Annotated in this window: 16 protein-coding genes; 7 read left to right on the forward strand and 9 right to left on the reverse strand. The window is 68.7% G+C overall.

The genetic code is table 11. From position 1 onward, the window contains the following. The 3 genes from VF697_RS18580 to VF697_RS43520 form a co-directional block, all read left to right on the forward strand. Window positions 1-347 (forward strand): hypothetical protein (locus VF697_RS18580; protein ID WP_331096827.1); only part of this gene is annotated, 347 nt, incomplete at its 5' end. A gap of 92 nt (window positions 348-439) precedes the next feature. Further along, entirely contained in the window at window positions 440-1,348 is a 909-nt protein-coding gene (locus VF697_RS18585; protein ID WP_331096828.1) for an SDR family NAD(P)-dependent oxidoreductase, read from the forward strand. 21 nt (window positions 1,349-1,369) lie between these two features. Further along, on the forward strand, window positions 1,370-1,738 hold the full coding sequence (locus VF697_RS43520; protein ID WP_414641318.1) for an SRPBCC family protein: 369 nt from the start codon (window positions 1,370-1,372) through the stop codon (window positions 1,736-1,738). Between the two features lie 148 nt (window positions 1,739-1,886). On the opposite strand, the gene VF697_RS18590 is transcribed toward VF697_RS43520, so the two are convergent. The 6 genes from VF697_RS18590 to VF697_RS18615 all read right to left on the reverse strand — a co-directional run bounded on the left by VF697_RS18590 (window position 1,887) and on the right by VF697_RS18615 (window position 9,597). Further along, complete coding sequence (locus tag VF697_RS18590; protein ID WP_331096830.1) at window positions 1,887-3,617, reverse strand: D-aminoacylase; 1,731 nt, start codon at window positions 3,615-3,617, stop codon at window positions 1,887-1,889. A gap of 122 nt (window positions 3,618-3,739) precedes the next feature. Further along, window positions 3,740-4,888, reverse strand: a complete 1,149-nt coding sequence (locus tag VF697_RS18595; RefSeq protein ID WP_331096832.1) for a hypothetical protein — start codon at window positions 4,886-4,888, stop codon at window positions 3,740-3,742. Window positions 4,889-5,533: 645 nt separating this feature from the next. Further along, window positions 5,534-6,502, reverse strand: a complete 969-nt coding sequence (locus VF697_RS18600) for a class I SAM-dependent DNA methyltransferase (protein ID WP_331096834.1) — start codon at window positions 6,500-6,502, stop codon at window positions 5,534-5,536. Beyond that, window positions 6,499-7,629, reverse strand: a complete 1,131-nt coding sequence (locus VF697_RS18605) for a DUF3089 domain-containing protein (protein WP_331096836.1) — start codon at window positions 7,627-7,629, stop codon at window positions 6,499-6,501. The genes VF697_RS18600 and VF697_RS18605 overlap by 4 nt, the downstream gene beginning before the upstream one ends. A 104-nt stretch (window positions 7,630-7,733) precedes the next feature. Further along, complete coding sequence (locus VF697_RS18610) at window positions 7,734-8,150, reverse strand: hypothetical protein (protein ID WP_331096838.1); 417 nt, start codon at window positions 8,148-8,150, stop codon at window positions 7,734-7,736. Window positions 8,151-8,325: 175 nt separating this feature from the next. Then, on the reverse strand, window positions 8,326-9,597 hold the full coding sequence (locus VF697_RS18615; protein WP_331096840.1) for a vanadium-dependent haloperoxidase: 1,272 nt from the start codon (window positions 9,595-9,597) through the stop codon (window positions 8,326-8,328). Window positions 9,598-9,791: 194 nt separating this feature from the next. Between VF697_RS18615 and VF697_RS18620 the strand changes: the two genes are divergently transcribed. Both VF697_RS18620 and VF697_RS18625 read left to right on the forward strand, forming a co-directional pair. Further along, window positions 9,792-10,085 (forward strand): hypothetical protein, encoded by a 294-nt coding sequence (locus VF697_RS18620; protein WP_331096842.1) that lies wholly within the window; start codon window positions 9,792-9,794, stop codon window positions 10,083-10,085. A 99-nt stretch (window positions 10,086-10,184) separates the two neighbouring features. Then, the gene (locus tag VF697_RS18625; protein WP_331096844.1) at window positions 10,185-11,015 is read left to right on the forward strand and encodes a hypothetical protein; all 831 of its coding nucleotides are present in this window, start codon (window positions 10,185-10,187) and stop codon (window positions 11,013-11,015) included. Window positions 11,016-11,069: 54 nt separating this feature from the next. On the opposite strand, the gene VF697_RS18630 is transcribed toward VF697_RS18625, so the two are convergent. After that, the gene (locus VF697_RS18630) at window positions 11,070-11,552 is read right to left on the reverse strand and encodes a peptidylprolyl isomerase (RefSeq protein WP_331096846.1); all 483 of its coding nucleotides are present in this window, start codon (window positions 11,550-11,552) and stop codon (window positions 11,070-11,072) included. Window positions 11,553-11,784: 232 nt separating this feature from the next. On the opposite strand from VF697_RS18630, the gene VF697_RS18635 reads away from it, so the two are divergent. Next, window positions 11,785-12,402: a TIGR02265 family protein gene (locus VF697_RS18635; RefSeq protein ID WP_331096848.1), complete on the forward strand. Its 618-nt coding sequence runs from the start codon at window positions 11,785-11,787 to the stop codon at window positions 12,400-12,402. Here the strand turns inward: VF697_RS18635 and VF697_RS18640 are convergent. After that, a complete protein-coding gene (locus tag VF697_RS18640) occupies window positions 12,399-14,042 on the reverse strand; it encodes a sensor histidine kinase (protein WP_331096849.1) in 1,644 nt (547 codons plus the stop codon). The genes VF697_RS18635 and VF697_RS18640 overlap by 4 nt on opposite strands. Continuing rightward, entirely contained in the window at window positions 14,011-14,712 is a 702-nt protein-coding gene (locus tag VF697_RS18645) for a response regulator transcription factor (RefSeq protein WP_331096851.1), read from the reverse strand. Before VF697_RS18645 ends, VF697_RS18640 begins: the two co-directional genes overlap by 32 nt. 98 nt (window positions 14,713-14,810) lie before the next feature. Here VF697_RS18645 and VF697_RS18650 point away from each other — a divergent pair. After that, the coding region (locus VF697_RS18650) for a hypothetical protein (RefSeq protein WP_331096852.1) at window positions 14,811-15,126 on the forward strand (316 nt) is incomplete at its 3' end.

Genomic DNA, 15,126 nt, shown 5'->3' on the forward strand with positions numbered 1-15,126 from the left:
ACGGATATCTCTACAACTCCCGTGGCCAGAAGTTCGACACAACAGCCGCCGACCCATCCGCCGTTGGCGGCGGCGGCGCGGCGATATTCGTCATGGACACGGCTGGGAATATCTATGCGAGCAATGCTCATCCAACGACAATCCTCCGCCAATCAAGCTTCTTGGCGGGTCGGCCTGTCGCGGCGGCAGGTGAACTGAAGGCGGTACAAGGAGTCATTACTGTCATCAAGAATTGCTCGGGACCTTATCAGACCGCCCCCTATGTGACGCGGCAGGTGCTGCTCTCCTTGAATAACCAGGGGTATAAAGGCACCCCGACGTACACGATGGACTGCGGGCCGGAGTGAAGTCCCTGTCGTTAGAGAGCGGCGCACTATCTGCGGTGCATCGGCGGGACGAAGTCGCCGACACCTTCGGAAGTGCGTTAGCGTCCCGGGCCATGGCCAACTTCTCTGGAAAGCCCAGGTCGGACCTCTCTATTGCTCCCGCGACGGAGCTCGCACTGTCGGGCCGCAAGGCCGTGGTCGTCGGCGGCACGGATGGCCTCGGGCGCGAGCTCGCACGCTACCTGGCCGCGCGCGGCGCGTCCGTCACCGTCGTCGGGCGGACCTTCCGTGACGAGGGCACGCCGGGCATCGACTTCCTCAAGGCGGACCTGAGCCTCATGGCCGAGGGTCGCCGCGTCGGACGCACGCTCCCGGCCGAGGAGCTCGACTTCGTCTTCCTCACCACCGGCATCATCGCGGCCCCCAAGCGCGAGGTGACTGCCGAGGGCCTGGAGCGTGACATGGCGGTGAGCTTCCTGAGCCGCCTCGCCATCCTGCGCGAGCTGGCGCCGCGAATGGCGGCCGCTCCTCGCGCGGGGCGCACCCGGCCTCGCCTCTATGTCATGGGCTTCCCGGGCACCAATGAGAAGGGGGACCTCGAGGACCTGAATGCGGAGCGCTCCTACGAGCCCATGCGCGTGCACATGAGCACCGTCGCCGGCAACGAGGCCCTCGTGCTCGAGTTCGCCCGGCGCTACCCCACCCTGGACTTCTACGGGCTCAACCCGGGGCTCATCCAGACAAAGATCCGCAGCAACTATCTCGGCGAGGGCTCCCTCAAGCACCGCGTCGTCGAGTGGCTCATCGGTCTGACCATGATGAGCGCCGAGCAGTACGCCCGACGCATGGTGCCCGTGCTCCTGTCCCCCAGCATCGAAGGGCGCTCGCCCGTCATGTTCAACCAGAAGGGGCGCGCCATCGAGTCCAGCGCGGCCCTCGGCGATGGGTACGCGGACCGCTTCATCACCGCGTCGGAGCAGCTCATCGACCGGGCCCTCCAGTCGGCGTTGACCCCGAAGTGACGCCGGGTACAGTTGCGGACGGTGAGCGCGCGCCTTCTCGAGACCCGTTGGATCCTCATTGATGCACCAGCGGACGTCGTCTGGAGCACGTTGACGGACTTCGCGTCACATCGGACGTGGGACTCCTACGTCGTGACATGGGAGGGCGAGGCGAAGGTCGGCGGTCGCATGAAGCTCGTGGCCATGGCGGACCGGCGCCGCGAGTTCACGCCCGTGGTGACAGAGGTCGTCCCGGCACGGCGGCTCCGGCTTCGAGCGCATGAACAGGGACCTCAAGACCGAGGCGGAGAAGCGCTTCCGAAAGCCCTGAGCCGCTCCCCCACGCTCCCCCCTCGTCCAGCCGGCTGTGTGCCGTCTTGGGGGAGCCCAACGCCGGTCTGGTCATCCTGACGTACAACGCTGTCACCTGCCTGCTCTGAAAGGCTTTCAGCTCGCCTTTCACGCAAACGGCGACGCCCCGTGCTCCGCTCCTCTGGGCGCACGGGGCTCGTCAACCTCCGCCAGCAGCTCTCGTACGCCGTCAAAGCATAGGAAAACGTCAGACCGCCTTGACCCGCAGGGGACGTCCCGCACGGTGCGGCCCCCGCTCGCCGTCACGCAGCGCGAGCGCCCCATTGACGAGTACCGCGCGGACACCCGTGGCATACGCGAAGGGCTGGCGATAGGTGGCCGGGTCCGAGACGCTGGCCGGGTCGAACACCACGACGTCCGCCGCCATCCCGGGTGCGAGCAGTCCCCGATCCTTCAGGCGCGCGCGCGCGGCGGGGAATCCCGACAGCTTGTGGATGGCCTGCTCGAGCGTCAGCACCTTCTTCTCGCGCACGTACACGCCGAGCACCCGGGAGAAGGTCCCCAACGAGCGTGGATGCGGGTGGCCGCGGCGTGCAGCCCCCTCCAGCGCCACGGCGGAGCCATCGCTCGCCGCCATCCAGAGCGGATGCGAGATGATGCGCACGAGGTTGTCCTCGCTCATGGAGAAGCCCACCATGCCCACGTTGGCGCGGCTGCGCTGGAGCAGACCGACGGCCGTCTCATAGGGCGAGGCGCCGAGTGCCGCGGCATAGCTGCCCAGCCGCTGCCCTTCGGCGGCCCGGTCCGCAGCATGGGCCACCGCGGACACCATCACGTTATCCCAGCCGCCGATGCTCTCCACCTTCGCCATCGCTGCTTCCCGCAGGCGCTCTCCCATCACCGGCTCCGAGAGACGCGCGAGAAAGGCGTCCGCGCCACCATCCCGGCTCCAGGCGGGGAAGAGGTTGGTCAGGTTGGTCTGGTACGCCGTGTAGGGGTAGCGGTCGAAGGAGAGGTCGACACCCTCCACTGTGCGCGCCCGCTCCAGTCGCGCGAAGACCTGATCCAGCTTGCTCCAGTTCTTGGGTCCCGAGGTCTTCAGGTGCGAGATGTGGAGCGGGCAGCCCGCGCCTCGCGCGACGGCAATCGCCTCGTCGATGGCTTCGAGGAGCCGCTCGTCCTCGTTGCGCATGTGCGTCGCGTAGACGAGCCCCCGAGCGCCGAGAGGGCGGCAGAGGGCGATGAGCTCCTCGAGGGAGGCGAACGCCCCGGGCGTGTACTCGAGCCCGGAGGAGGCGCCGCACGCCCCCTCGACGAGCGCGGCCTCGACGAGGGCGACCATCCTGGCCAGCTCCTCGGGCGTGGCGGGACGATTCTCCTCGCCGATGACCGACTCTCGCACCGTTCCGAGCCCGACCATGCTCGCGATGTTGACGGCGGGTGAGATGCGCTCAACGGCCTCGAAGAACGCGCCCATGCTCCCGAAGGAGCGGTCCGAGCCACCTCCCGCTACGGAGGGAGCTGGCGCGCGCAGGTGGGGCGCTCGCGAGAACCCATCCTGCCCGGCGACCACGGTCGTCACGCCCTGGCGGAGGACGGACTCGGCATTCGGGTCGTCGAACAGGGTGCCATCCGCATGGGAGTGGAGATCGATGAAGCCCGGTGCAACGGCGAGCCCGCGCGCATCGAGGAGGGTGCGCGCCCCGGCTCCCGCCAGCGCTCCGATGGCAACGATGCGCCCTCCCGCGATGCCAACGTCCGCGGCCACCCCCTGCGCGCCCGTGCCGTCATAAACGGTGCCGCCCTGGATCAGGACGTCGTAGGTCTGACCCGCCCCGGGCCGCTGTCCGCGTCCCACGCAGCCGAGTGCGCTCGCACCGGCCAGTGCGAGCGCCGAGCCGAGCACGGTGCGGCGTGGCAGGGAAGCGGATGCGGCGGAGGTGGCCGGGCGGCGAATCGTGGGGGTGGAGGGAGCCATGGGCCCTCTATAGCCCGGAGCCTCTTCTCACGGAGGCCGCAGCTCACCGGATGTCCACGGAATCGGGGCAGGCTCAATCCCCACCTGGCGCCGGTCTGGGCCGAGCGGCTCACCTCGGTGCGCTAGGTACCGGGCTGTACGGTGATCTGCACGCGTCCATAGTTGTCACCGACGGGCTTGTCGATGGTGCGCACCTGCAGCGCGTTGCCCGCCCCCGTCAGCTCGTAGGTGTACTTGTGCTCGGGGTTGAAGGCATCCTTGGTGGTGGGGTGCTTCCAGGTCTTCCCCCCGTCCACGCTCACCTCGATGAGGGCACTCCTCCGGGGAACCGGCTCCGTGCTCACATTGAACGCGGTGCCACTGGGCCATGCGAAGAGGAACTCGGGGTCGAGGCCCACCAGCCCATTCGCACCCTTCGCGCTCGGGAACATGGGCGTGGGCTCCGGCTTGCCCGACCTGCTGCCGGGGGTGGTGAAGAGCTGCCACATGCTGTAGGTCCCCTGCATCGTGAGGCGGTACGGCTTGCCTTGCTCCAGCACCGTCTTGCTGGTGATGGGGGTGTTGCTCTGGTTCTCCAGCCACAGCTGCTCCCCGGCGGTGGTGGTGAAGGAGATGTTGTCGAAGCCGATGTTCGGATCAGCCCCGGCAACGACATGAAGCCTGACTTTCTTGATGCCCTGACCTTGAACCCGGAACGTGTAGTTTCCGGGCTGTCCTGGCTTGGCCAGGCATGCGTCACCCGCCTCCGCGTATTCAGGCGGGTTTGCCACTTCCGCGCTCTTATATGAAAGCACATGCCGAGTGACCTCGGCACCCTTGGCGTCGTAGGCGACCATCTGCACTTCGTGGTTGGCTGCTTTGTCGGGGTTGAAGTCGCCGAAGTCGAGCATGTTGACCGAGAACATGGTCGCGACGGTGTTCTCCGCGAAGGTGAAGGTGAAGTCGTTCGTCTTTTGGGCATCTCCGAAGCCCTGTCCGTAGACCGACTTCCCATCCCTCACGAAGCCTCCTGGATTTCCGAGGCAACCACCGGGAGTGTTCTGGGGGCTTGGCGCTCCGTACATGAGCGGCGTGCTGCCGTTCTTCTCACCAAAGACAACCGCTTGCCCGGGCGAATCGATCGTGAGCAGCGGGTGGATGGCTCCGGGACCTTCCACGGACTTGCCCGGCGTCCCGGACTCGAAATCGATGTTGACCGTTTGTGCCTGCGCGTTCTGGGCTCCCAGGCCCAAGGCGATGAGTGCGACAGCCGAGGTCAGTGACCGCTTCATAAGTTATTCTCCTGTAGCTTGTGGTTGGGGATGGAGTGCCTGGTCGCTGCGGGGAAGACTCCTCAGCACCCCTGCCCACCACTCAAGCAAGGCTCATGCCGGGCTCGGTCTGGAGCGTCTCAGCGGCTGACGAGACGTCTGACACCTCATGGAGCCTCATTGACGCGTCAGTGGACGCGTCAGCGGAATGGGGGCCCTGTTTGTGAGGGGGCGGGCTGGTGCAAAGGGGTTGAAAAGGGCCGCTGGAGGGGGGGACCGCGCGGGCTGTGCGCCGGGCTGGAGCAGAGGCCGTGTCGGCGTTCGCTCCTTCGTCGACTCCACCGCCGCAGCCAGCGCTGGGCGCTCCTCCGCCAGACAGCCAAGACACCAGGGCCCCTGCCGCGCACCTCTTGGGACGGCGGCCTGGGCTGGCGTGCACCCAAGGAGGCTGCGCGGCCTCTCCAGACCCGGTCCGCCCGAAGCATGTTATCGTCCCCGCACGCCCGCGCGAGCCAACCTCGCGGAAGCCCGCCTAGTTGTTCGGGCTGTCCGGGCCCTCGATGCCCAGTGCGTTGGCGATCCCCTGCTGGCCCTACCACAGCGGTCACATGCTGGTTGCACCCTCTTTCATGTCCGACATGCTCTTCCCGGTACGGTGAGCAGCGTTCACCTGGCGCCCGTGAGCGCCCCCAACACCATCACGTGACCGATGACGGGCTGGCCCCGCTCGGTGCGCAGCGCGGCCTCGTGCTCCACCACCGGGGCCCAGCCCACCGCCCGCGCGCACGCGTGCAGGTAGTCGAGGTGGTGCACGTAGCGTCCGGTGGGCTGGAGCCGAAAGCCCGGCTCGCTGCCCTTCTCCACCGTGAAGGCGAACAGCCCTCCGGGCGCGAGCCTCCGGGCCACGCGCTCGAAGAGGGACTCCAGCGCGCCGAAGTAGACCAGCACGTCCACGGCCACCACGAGCTCATGGAGCGCCGTGGAGGCGGCGAGCGCCTCGGTAATCTCCGCCGTGTGCAGCGCGTCGTACACGCCGCGCTGGCGCGCCTGGGCCAGCATGCCCGCGGACAGGTCGATGCCCGTGAGCTGGCGCGCCAGGGGCCGCAGGAGCACGCCGGCCAGCCCGGTGCCACAGCCCAGATCGAGCACGTCCAGCCCTCCCCTCCCCCCGAGCGCGGTCCGCACCGCCTCGCAGACGTGCTCGGGCGCGCGGTAGCTCAGCACACCGCGCAGCTTCTCGTCGAAGTGCGAGGCGTACTGGTCGAAGAGCGCGGCCACGTAGCCACCCTCCGCGCGCGCGGGCCCAGAGGCACCAACCTCGGCGGCCTCCAGGAAGTCGATGGCCGCCTCCAGCGAGGCCTCGGGGATGCCCAGCTCGCGGCAGCGCCGGGCATGGAGGCGGCGGCGCAGCGGCACGACCTCCTCGCCCCGGCCCGCCTCGTCCAGCAGCTTCATCAGCGCCCGCAGCGCTCCCTCGTCCTCCGGGAAGCGCCCCAGCAGCTCGCGCAGCGCGGCCTCGGCGGCCTGAAGCTCGCCCCAGGAGCGCAGCACCGCCGCTCCGTGCATGAAGGACACCTGCCTCGCTCCGGGAAAGCCGCGCTCCGCCAGCCGCGCGCGCCAGTCGATGGAACTCATGGAGTGCTCACCCCGCTCGTGCGGAGAAACGCCGCCACGCGCTCGGCCGCGTTGTGGCGGATGTTCATGTAGAAGAGCTGGAACTCCACGGCATGGTGGTTGCCCTCGCCGAGCGCATGGTCGAGGAGCCGGCTCATGAGGTCGCGCGGCAGCTCCCCGCCGAGGAGGACCTCCAGCCTTCCGTCCTTGCATTGCGCACCGGTGAGACCCGGCCGCACCTGGGGTGGAGTCGCTTCGAGGAACACGGCCCCTTCGTTCCGCTCCCGTGGGACCGGTACCGTGTCGTGCCGCCAGCTCAGGGGATTCACGCAGAGGGCGGGGCCCGACGCGGACGCCGTGTCCGTGGGCTCGCGCACCCGGATCCGCTCGGTGTAGCCAGCGCTACGTGCGTTCCAGCTGATGAGGCAGCCGGTCTGCTCCGGCGACGTGCAGAAGGGAATGTCGGGGAGTGTCCGCCGGAGCGCCTCCTCCGGCAGCGGAATCCCGATGAGATACGCGGCGACGAGCTGGTGCCGGAGCGGAGTCCCGCTCACGGCTTCGCGCAGCAGGCGTCTGGCATGCACGGTCCCCTGGCTGTGGGCCGCGAGGATGAAGGGCCGTCCGCGATTGTAGTTCTCCCGCCAGTAGCGGAACGCCGCGGCGACGTCCTGATAGGCGAGGTCCACCGCGGCCAGTCCCTCTTCCTCCTGCCCGGTGAGGGCGGTCATGTTCGCCTGCCGGTAGCGAGGCGCGGAGATCGCGCAACAGGCGTTGAAGGCACTGGCTTGAATGAGCGTCGCCACCCGGTCGGTCGCCGCATTGAGGGTGGCGTCATCGACGGGCCCATTCCACTCGCCGCCGACATACGTGGTGGGGTGGATGTAGAAGACGTCCACGGGCGCCTGGGATTGATTGATGCCCGGGCTCGACGGCGGCACCGTGTCCGCGAGGTCCTGAAGCTCGGGAAGCGCGCTCCAGGCGGCGGGCTGGGTGTAGTCGGGCGGAGCGGGCGCGCTCGCCTGGCTGAACGGAGTCCTGGGGGTGACCGACCACAGGAAGATGGACGCGAAGTTCATCGCCAGGAGCACCAGCAACAGGGTGCACGCCAGGAGCGTGGCGGCGATGATGCGCCAGAGCTTGTTCCGCATCCTCGAACGATAGGGAGGCCGAGCGGAACCTGTCAAAGCTCCCTCGAGGACGGTGGGACCCCACCCGCCCTCTACGGACGGGCGTGGCCCGGCAGCTCACTGAATCAGGCGACCCGCGTGCTGCGCTGGGCGCGCTCGCGGGCGATGAACTCGCGAGCCTCCTGCTCCGTGGCGACGAAGTGCATGTCGAAGGTGAGCTTGCCCGTCAGGGCGTGCACGAAGGCCAAGCTCTTGGCCACGGCCTTCTGCACGAAGCCCGCTCCAATGTAGATGGAGCCGAGGAACCAGCTGGGATTGATGCTCTTGGAGACGTGCTCCCGGGCCTCGCTCTCCACGGAGGCGGCCTCCGTGAGGTCCGTCACCACGAAGAAGGGGCTCTTGCTCCCCACCTCTCCGTAGAGCTCCGTCAAGGAGATGGCATCCTGCAGGGTGGTCTCCCCCTGGATACTCACCCACAGGATGTCCGGCTGCTCGAAATGGGCCTTGTGCGTTCCGAACTTCCACTCGTGACGGATGGGCATATGTCCCCCGATGAGGTTGTGCGGCGCGCAGCCTACCCGTCAGGGTGGAGCGTGGAACGCGGTGCCGCGAGACGACGCGCCTCATCTGTCCAGCAGGGAGCGATCCTCCGCGAGGATCGCTCCCATTTCGTTCTCTGTCGAAAGGAAGCGCTGGGGGTGGGGAGCTCCCGCGCCGCTAGTTGCTCGTGGGCAGGAGGCTGTGAGTCGTCACCCAGGTGGCGATCTGGCGTCCCGACTCCGCGCCCACCACGCCCGAGTTGCGGAAGTGCATGCCCCCGACGACGCGGCCGAGGACCACGTCATCGACCATCTGCTGGAAGCTGCCGAAGCTGCGCTCCCGGCCCTGGGGATTGCGCACGACGAGGGGCACGGTGAAAGGCTCGGAGCCAAAGAGCTGCGCGTACGTGTTCACCACGGCGCTCGACTGCTGCGGGTGCCCGGCCGGGTACTCCTGGTTCGGGGGCGTGTCGATCATCGGCGCCCAGGTGGGGTCCGCCGCCACGCCAGGGCTGCCCTCGCGAATGGCGGTGATGGGACGCCAGAAGTTGAAGGCCTGCTTGCTGTGGATGTTGATGATCACCGCATCCGCCGCCGCCATGCTGCCCAGGGCGAGGACCCGGGCCGTGTCCTCGAGGCCGAGGCCCCGGCGGGTCGCCATCTGCTGGCCGACGTCGATCGCGAGCAGGGGCGCCGTGATGGGCGCCCAGAACAGGCCCGCCTCGGCCTGGTCGGACGTGCGCACCGCGCTCGTGCGAGCACCCAGGCGCTTCACTTCCTCGAGGTCGCGCACGAAGACCTCGCTCGTGAGGGCGGGCGGCGGGGGGCAACGGAACTCCGCGGCGCTCGGGACGGACCACGTCCGCACGGCGCTCCACTGGGCCAGGAAGGTGTTCGGGTAGAGGCCCTGATCCGACCAGGGCGGCACCTGCCGCCACACGCCCTGCTCCGGCGTGGGCGCGACATAGGTGGGCGCGTCGTTGGCCCGGTCGTTGGCGCGCAGCTCCCACAGCTGGGTGGCCGCGGCCTCTCCAACCCGGATGCCCTCGGTCTTGCGGGCGCCGTCCGGGAGGGTCGCCAGCGAGGTGGCGTAGCGCTCATCGAGCTCGGCCTGACGCTCGGGGTGGAGCTTCACGAGCATGAAATGGGCGGCGGCGATCGCGGCGGCCTCGGGCGAGGCGTCGGCGGAGGCGGCAACCGGAGCGCCATAGGTCGCATGGCGATGGCGGATCGAGTTGATCGCGTCATGCATGGCGACGTGGGTGAACGCCACCTGACGCGAGTGGGGAACGAAACCGCCGACGATGGCGGGGACGAGCTCGCGCGAGGTGTTGCTCCACTCCAGGACGGCCCGGTTGGTCTCCACCCAGGTCTCCTCGGGCTCCTCGCGACACGCGGCCAGCGCCAGCACCGCCATCAGTCCCAAGCTCCGCTTCCAAGCACCACGCATGTTGCAACCCTCTTGTTGAGAGAAAGGCCGCGACTATACGCAATCCAACAGAAAAGCCCGACCCGGGGAGCAGCTCGGGAGCTTCTTCACACTTCCGCCTGAAAAAACCTCCGGGTGCCAGGAGCCCCCGCCGGCTAAGTCCTGAAATGACAGGAGATCGGGTTGGCGCGATTCGTGCTGTCTCCCAGCCCACGATGAGTCGCTCCGAGAATGCCCCCGGCTACACCGTCGAAGTTGCTTCCGCGGCCTGGAAGCAGCTGTCCCACCTGCCGCTGGACACCTACCAGCGCATCCGCGGCGAGCTGGATACGGTGGCGGCCAGGCTGTCGGGCATGGGGCCGCACACCCTGTCCCTCTTGAGGAGCGCGTGCCTGGTCACCGCGCTCTCGGTCGTGGTCGAGGAGTACGTCGTGCTCTACGACATGCAGCCCGAGAGCAAGCGCGTCACCCTGCGCGAGGTCGCCCGCCGCCTCCCCCACGACGAGTAGAAGCGTTGGCTTGCGCCGAGCAGGGCCTCCCCCTCATGATGGAGAGCCGTTTTCCACTAAATCCTGGAATATCCGGGCTCACCGACCGCTGGGAAGGCCATGTTCATCGATGCGACGGCGCTGACGAAGGTCAGTCACCAGAAAAGCAACGGACTGCAGAGCATCATCGAGATGAGCTCGAGCTTCCAGGACTTCGTGGGCATGAACAAGACCTGCAAGTTCCTCGTCAACAACACCACCAACCCCGCGAGCATCTACGACCCCGAGAAACAAGACGGGCACCTCTTCATCGAGATCTCCGAGTGGTTCTTGAAAGGGTATTCGGTGGGCTACATCACCGGAATGCTCTGCCATGAGGTGGGGGCCCATTACATGGCGGACAAGGGCATCAGCGCCCGGGACTCCACGAGGTTCGGCAGGCGCGTCATCGCCAACGTCGAGAAGGCCTGGTATGGCGAGAAGAACGTCGTCGCCCAGAAGTCAAAGGTGAGGGACTCGGCGACCAACTGGTGGCTCGTTCCCGCGAAGGCGAAACAGCCCGACCACATCTTCGCGAGCTGCTACGGGTTCGCCCGGTACGAGTTCTACCGGACCCTGATGATCGAGTTCGCGAGCATCATCGCCGCGGATCTGGAACAGGGCCCACAGTACACCGTGTTCACCGACGAGGATTTGAAGGACCTGGTGGATTGCTGGCTCATGGACATCTCCTCCATTCTGGCGACCAGCGATTCCCGGCCCTGGGGCGTCCCCTACGCGAAATACGTGGCCGAGGCCTACGCGAAGCACCTGGCCCTCTTGAAGCAAGACGCCGCCACGCTGACCGGCAATGCCACCATCCAACAGACCATCGCGGGGATGGGCGACAAGACGACCGTGCAGGTCCTCGGCGATTACGGGAGCATGTCCAAGAAGCTCTTCGGGTACTGAGGGCGAAGGTCCGCAAGGGGCCCCGGTACCGAGGCCCCTCCCCCACGGCGGGGCTCAGTGATCGTCGTGCGGGCTATGCGCGTGGCCGTGCTCGAGCTCCTCGGCGGTCGCCGCGCGCACCTCGCGCACGGTCACCTCGAAGTGGAGCGTCTTGCCGGCCAGCGGGTGGTTGAAGTCCACCACCACCGTCTTGGGGCGCAGCTCCTTGACGAGGAAGTCCACCTCATCCCCGTCATCGTCGGTGGCGCTCACGATGCCACCCTCCTCCAGCTCCATGTCCGGCGGGAAGTCCTCGCGCGGAACCTCCTCCACGCCGTCCGGGTCGTATTCCCCGTAGCCCTCCTCGGGAGAGACCTGCACCTTCAGGGTCTCGCCCGCCTTCTTGCCCTCGAGCGCCTTCTCCAGCCCGGGGACGATCTCTTCGTAGCCGTGCAGGTAGACGAGCGGATCGCCCGGGTCACTCTCGTCGACGAGCTTCCCGTCTCCCAGGTGCAGCCGGTAGTCGATGGAGACAACACTGTCCTTCGCGATTTGCATGGAAGCCCTCCTCGGGGCGTGGCGGCGAGAACGCACTCGGAGTCGGACCCCCCACGGTTGCCCGGGGGGAGGGGCTCCTACGGCGCCTGCCTGATGATGGGGTTGCGCACGTGCTCTTGCTGCCGTCTACCACACGACGGGTCCGCTGCCTGCCTCCCTCTTTCGAGTCCGGGCCATGCGTTTCCGGGAGATCCTCCAGGCGCGGAGAGCGGGACAGGCGGGCTGAGAGGACATGAGCACGAGCCGAGGAAGCACCCTTCAGACGGATTGGGTACGGACGCTGGAGCAGGTGATGGGGCTGGCGACCTCCCTGGATACCGCGCGCGGGCTGTTCCTCAACCGTGCGCTGGAAGTGGTCCGGACGCTCGAGGGCGAAGCCGCCGTGGCGCGATGCCAGGCGGAGCTCGGCCAGCAGCGGATCATGGACTTCGTCAACTACCCCGTCACCCACCTCGTCCGGTTGATGATCGCCGTGGTGAAGGAGCTGAGCACCCGGCATGGAGGCGCGGAGCAGGTGCTGCGGATGCTCGGACAGAAGGCGGCGGTGGGCCTCATGTCCTCCTCGGTGGGCAACGCGATGCACACGAAGACCGGCACGGGCGCCGAGCACATCGCCGCCAGCATGCAGGCCATCTACAAGGTGACGGCCAATTACGGGGAGCGCTCGGTGGAGTGGCTCGGCCCGAGGCACGGCCGCCTCACCATGCGGCGCAGCTTCCTGCCCATGCCGTACCACGAGGGCGCCATGGTGGAGGTCCTCACGCAGCTGGGCGCGCAGAAAGCGCGGGTCCAGGGTCACGTGCTGGGGCTGCTCGACAGCGAATACGACTTCTCCTGGGAGACGCCTTAAAGGTGGGGAGAGCGCGGTGAGGTCTCCGCCACCACGGCGAAGGCCGCGCCCCGCTCCTCCGCGGGCAGCAGCTCCAGGCTCGCCCCGAAGGCCCGCAGCATCGACTGGGCGATCGTCAGCCCGAGCCCCGTCCCTCCCCGCTCCCGTGCGGTGGTGAAGAAGGCATCGAAGATGCGCGCCCGGTTGGACGTGGAGATGCCCGCCCCGTCGTCCCGCACCACCACCCGTCCCTTCCCCGCGCCCACCACGTCCGCCTCCAGTCGCACGCGCACGCCCTCGCCCCCGTGCTGCGAGGCGTTGGTGATGAGCTGCCAGACGATGTCCTCCAGCACCTCGGCGGGCAGGCCCAGCCAGAGCCCCGCGGGCACCGGGCCCACCTCCACCGTGAGCCCCTCGGCCCGAGCGCGCTCCGCGAGCGACGTCAGCAGCGGGGACAGCTCGGTGCGGGAGGGGCGGGCCACCAGCGAGTCCGCGCGGGCCAGCTCCAGCAGCCGCTGCACCAGCCGGGTGAGGCGCCGGGCGTCCGCGTCGATGTTGGAGAGGAAGCGCTCGCGCTGCTCGGGCGTCATCTGCTCGGCGCTGTCCCGCAGCAGCTCCACCGCGCCCTGGATGGAGGCCAGCGGCGTCTTGAACTCGTGCGACACGTTGGCCGCGAACGAGCGGATGTACTGGTTGCGATCCCTCAATGCCGAGGCCATGCCGGCCAGGGACTCGGAGAGCTCGGCGAGCTCCTGCACCACCGGGCGCGCCACCGGCTCGAAGCCCTCGGGCGCGCTGGCGGCGATGGCCCGCGTCTGCCGCACCAGGGCCCTCACCGGGCGGACCACCAGCGTGGCCGCGGCCAGCGACATCAGCGCCACCACGCTCAGCAGCACCAGCCCGGTGGCCGTGAGGTTCCACCGGTCCGCGTAGACGGCCTTGGCGAACGTCATGGGCGTGCGCGAGAGCACCACCGCACCCCAGACCCGCTCGCCCTCGAGGATGGGCAGCACCACCGTCACCCGCACGCCGGTGTCCCGGCTCAGGGAGGCGAGCGGCGCGTCATCGGGAGCCGCGAGCCGCTGGCGCAGCACGCCACGGGGCTCGCCCCGCAGGGCCCGCAGCACCTCCTCGCGCGCCGCCAGGGTGGTGCCCAGACCGGAGACACCGCTGGCGGCCACCACCACCCCCTGGGTGTCCACCACGCGGATGCCGGCCAGGGTGGAGCGCGACACCTCGAAGAGCAGCGGGGAGAGCCGCTCGCCGGCCCGCAGCGCACGGGGCTCGGGCGGAATGGCCGAGCGCGGGGGTGGCTCCTCGGCGGGAGGGAGCACCTCGTCCGAGGCCCGGAGGGACGGGAGGATGGGCCGCAGGTGCGCGCCCGGGGGCACCGGGGGCCACTGCACCAGGCGGGACGTGCCATAGAGCTCGGGGCCCACGTGCTCACGCAGCAGGGCGCGGTACACCTCGGACACGACGACGCCCTGGGTGATGAGCTCGGTCTCCGTCTGGCGGATGAGCTGGTTGTCGTAGACGCGCACGAGCGACAGGCCGAGCAGCGCGAGCACGAGCGCCCCGAGCCCCACGGCCGAGAAGACCATCCACAGGCGCGGGCGGGCGCGCCTGGCCTCAGGGGAGCGCGAGCCGGTAGCCAAGGCCATGCACCGTCTGGATGACTTCACCGCCCACGGCGGCGAACTTCTGCCGGATGTGGCGCACGTGGCTGTCGATGGTGCGGTCGCTCACCACGACGTCCTCGTAGACGCGCGTCATCAGCTCGTCCCGGGTGAAGGCCTTGCCGGGGGCGCGCAGGAGCGCGGCGAGCAGGTGGAACTCGGTGACCGTGAGCACCACCTCGTGCCCGCTCCAGTACGCGCGCCACAGCTCCAGGTCCAACCGCAGGGGGCCGCGCTGGAGCACCTGGGCGGGCGTGGACGCGGGCACCGCCGGGACGGCTCGCGCCCGGGTGCGCCGCAGCACGGCCTTGATGCGCGCCACCAGCTCGCGCGGGCTGAAGGGCTTGGTGAGGTAGTCGTCCCCGCCCAGCTCCAGCCCGAGGATGCGGTCCACCTCGTCGTCCCGCGAGGAGAGGAACACGATGGGCACCTCGTGGGAGCGGCGCACCTCGCGGCACAGCTCCAGCCCGTCCATCTCGGGCATCATGATGTCCAGGACGATGAGCGCGGGCACGGAGCGCCGCACCTGCTCCAGGCCGGCGCGCCCGTTGGAGGCCTGCTCCACGTGGAAGCCCGCCTGAGTGAGGGCGAAGTGAACGACCTCGCGCAGGTGCGGATCATCATCGACGACCAGGATGGAGGGGCGTTCGGTCAAAGCCCCCGGACTCTGGAGTGACAGGCGGTGCGGATTCAAGCCACCCCCGGTGAAAGGGCGGAAGGGCGTGCTCGAACTGGAAGAGGTAGAACCCACCCATGCACAAGCGACTCCTCCTCCTGGCCGCGCTCTCCCTCGCCTCCTCCGCCCTGGCCGACGTTCCTCCTCCAAATATGGAGGGCTGCTACAACCAGGAGGCAGGCGCGAAGTGCAAGACCGACAATGGGGCGGACGGCACCTGCCAGAAGAAGACGTGCTCGCGCCTCGACTACAGCAACGGCGTGCCGCCGGGCTCCATCGACTACGACTGCCTCCTGTGCGCCGCCTCGGGCCCTGGCCCCTCCACCCCGCCGGCCTCTACCCCCGTGGAGTCCAACGCCTCCGCCCCCAGCACGCCGGCCGCCACCGCGAAGG

The sequence above is a fragment of the Archangium sp. genome, from assembly GCF_036388035.1.
Taxonomy (GTDB): Bacteria; Myxococcota; Myxococcia; order Myxococcales; family Myxococcaceae; genus Archangium.

Excerpts from the sequence above, each read along its gene's own strand:
- VF697_RS18585 (WP_331096828.1), top strand. The coding sequence starts at position 440 with ATGGCCAACTTCTCTGGAAAGCCCAGGTCGGACCTCTCTATTGCTCCC.
- VF697_RS18590 (WP_331096830.1), bottom strand. The coding sequence starts at position 3,617 with ATGGCTCCCTCCACCCCCACGATTCGCCGCCCGGCCACCTCCGCCGCA.
- VF697_RS18595 (WP_331096832.1), bottom strand. The coding sequence starts at position 4,888 with ATGAAGCGGTCACTGACCTCGGCTGTCGCACTCATCGCCTTGGGCCTG.
- VF697_RS18600 (WP_331096834.1), bottom strand. The coding sequence starts at position 6,502 with ATGAGTTCCATCGACTGGCGCGCGCGGCTGGCGGAGCGCGGCTTTCCC.
- VF697_RS18605 (WP_331096836.1), bottom strand. The coding sequence starts at position 7,629 with ATGCGGAACAAGCTCTGGCGCATCATCGCCGCCACGCTCCTGGCGTGC.
- VF697_RS18610 (WP_331096838.1), bottom strand. The coding sequence starts at position 8,150 with ATGCCCATCCGTCACGAGTGGAAGTTCGGAACGCACAAGGCCCATTTC.
- VF697_RS18615 (WP_331096840.1), bottom strand. The coding sequence starts at position 9,597 with ATGCGTGGTGCTTGGAAGCGGAGCTTGGGACTGATGGCGGTGCTGGCG.
- VF697_RS18620 (WP_331096842.1), top strand. The coding sequence starts at position 9,792 with ATGAGTCGCTCCGAGAATGCCCCCGGCTACACCGTCGAAGTTGCTTCC.
- VF697_RS18625 (WP_331096844.1), top strand. The coding sequence starts at position 10,185 with ATGTTCATCGATGCGACGGCGCTGACGAAGGTCAGTCACCAGAAAAGC.
- VF697_RS18630 (WP_331096846.1), bottom strand. The coding sequence starts at position 11,552 with ATGCAAATCGCGAAGGACAGTGTTGTCTCCATCGACTACCGGCTGCAC.
- VF697_RS18635 (WP_331096848.1), top strand. The coding sequence starts at position 11,785 with ATGAGCACGAGCCGAGGAAGCACCCTTCAGACGGATTGGGTACGGACG.
- VF697_RS18640 (WP_331096849.1), bottom strand. The coding sequence starts at position 14,042 with ATGGCCTTGGCTACCGGCTCGCGCTCCCCTGAGGCCAGGCGCGCCCGC.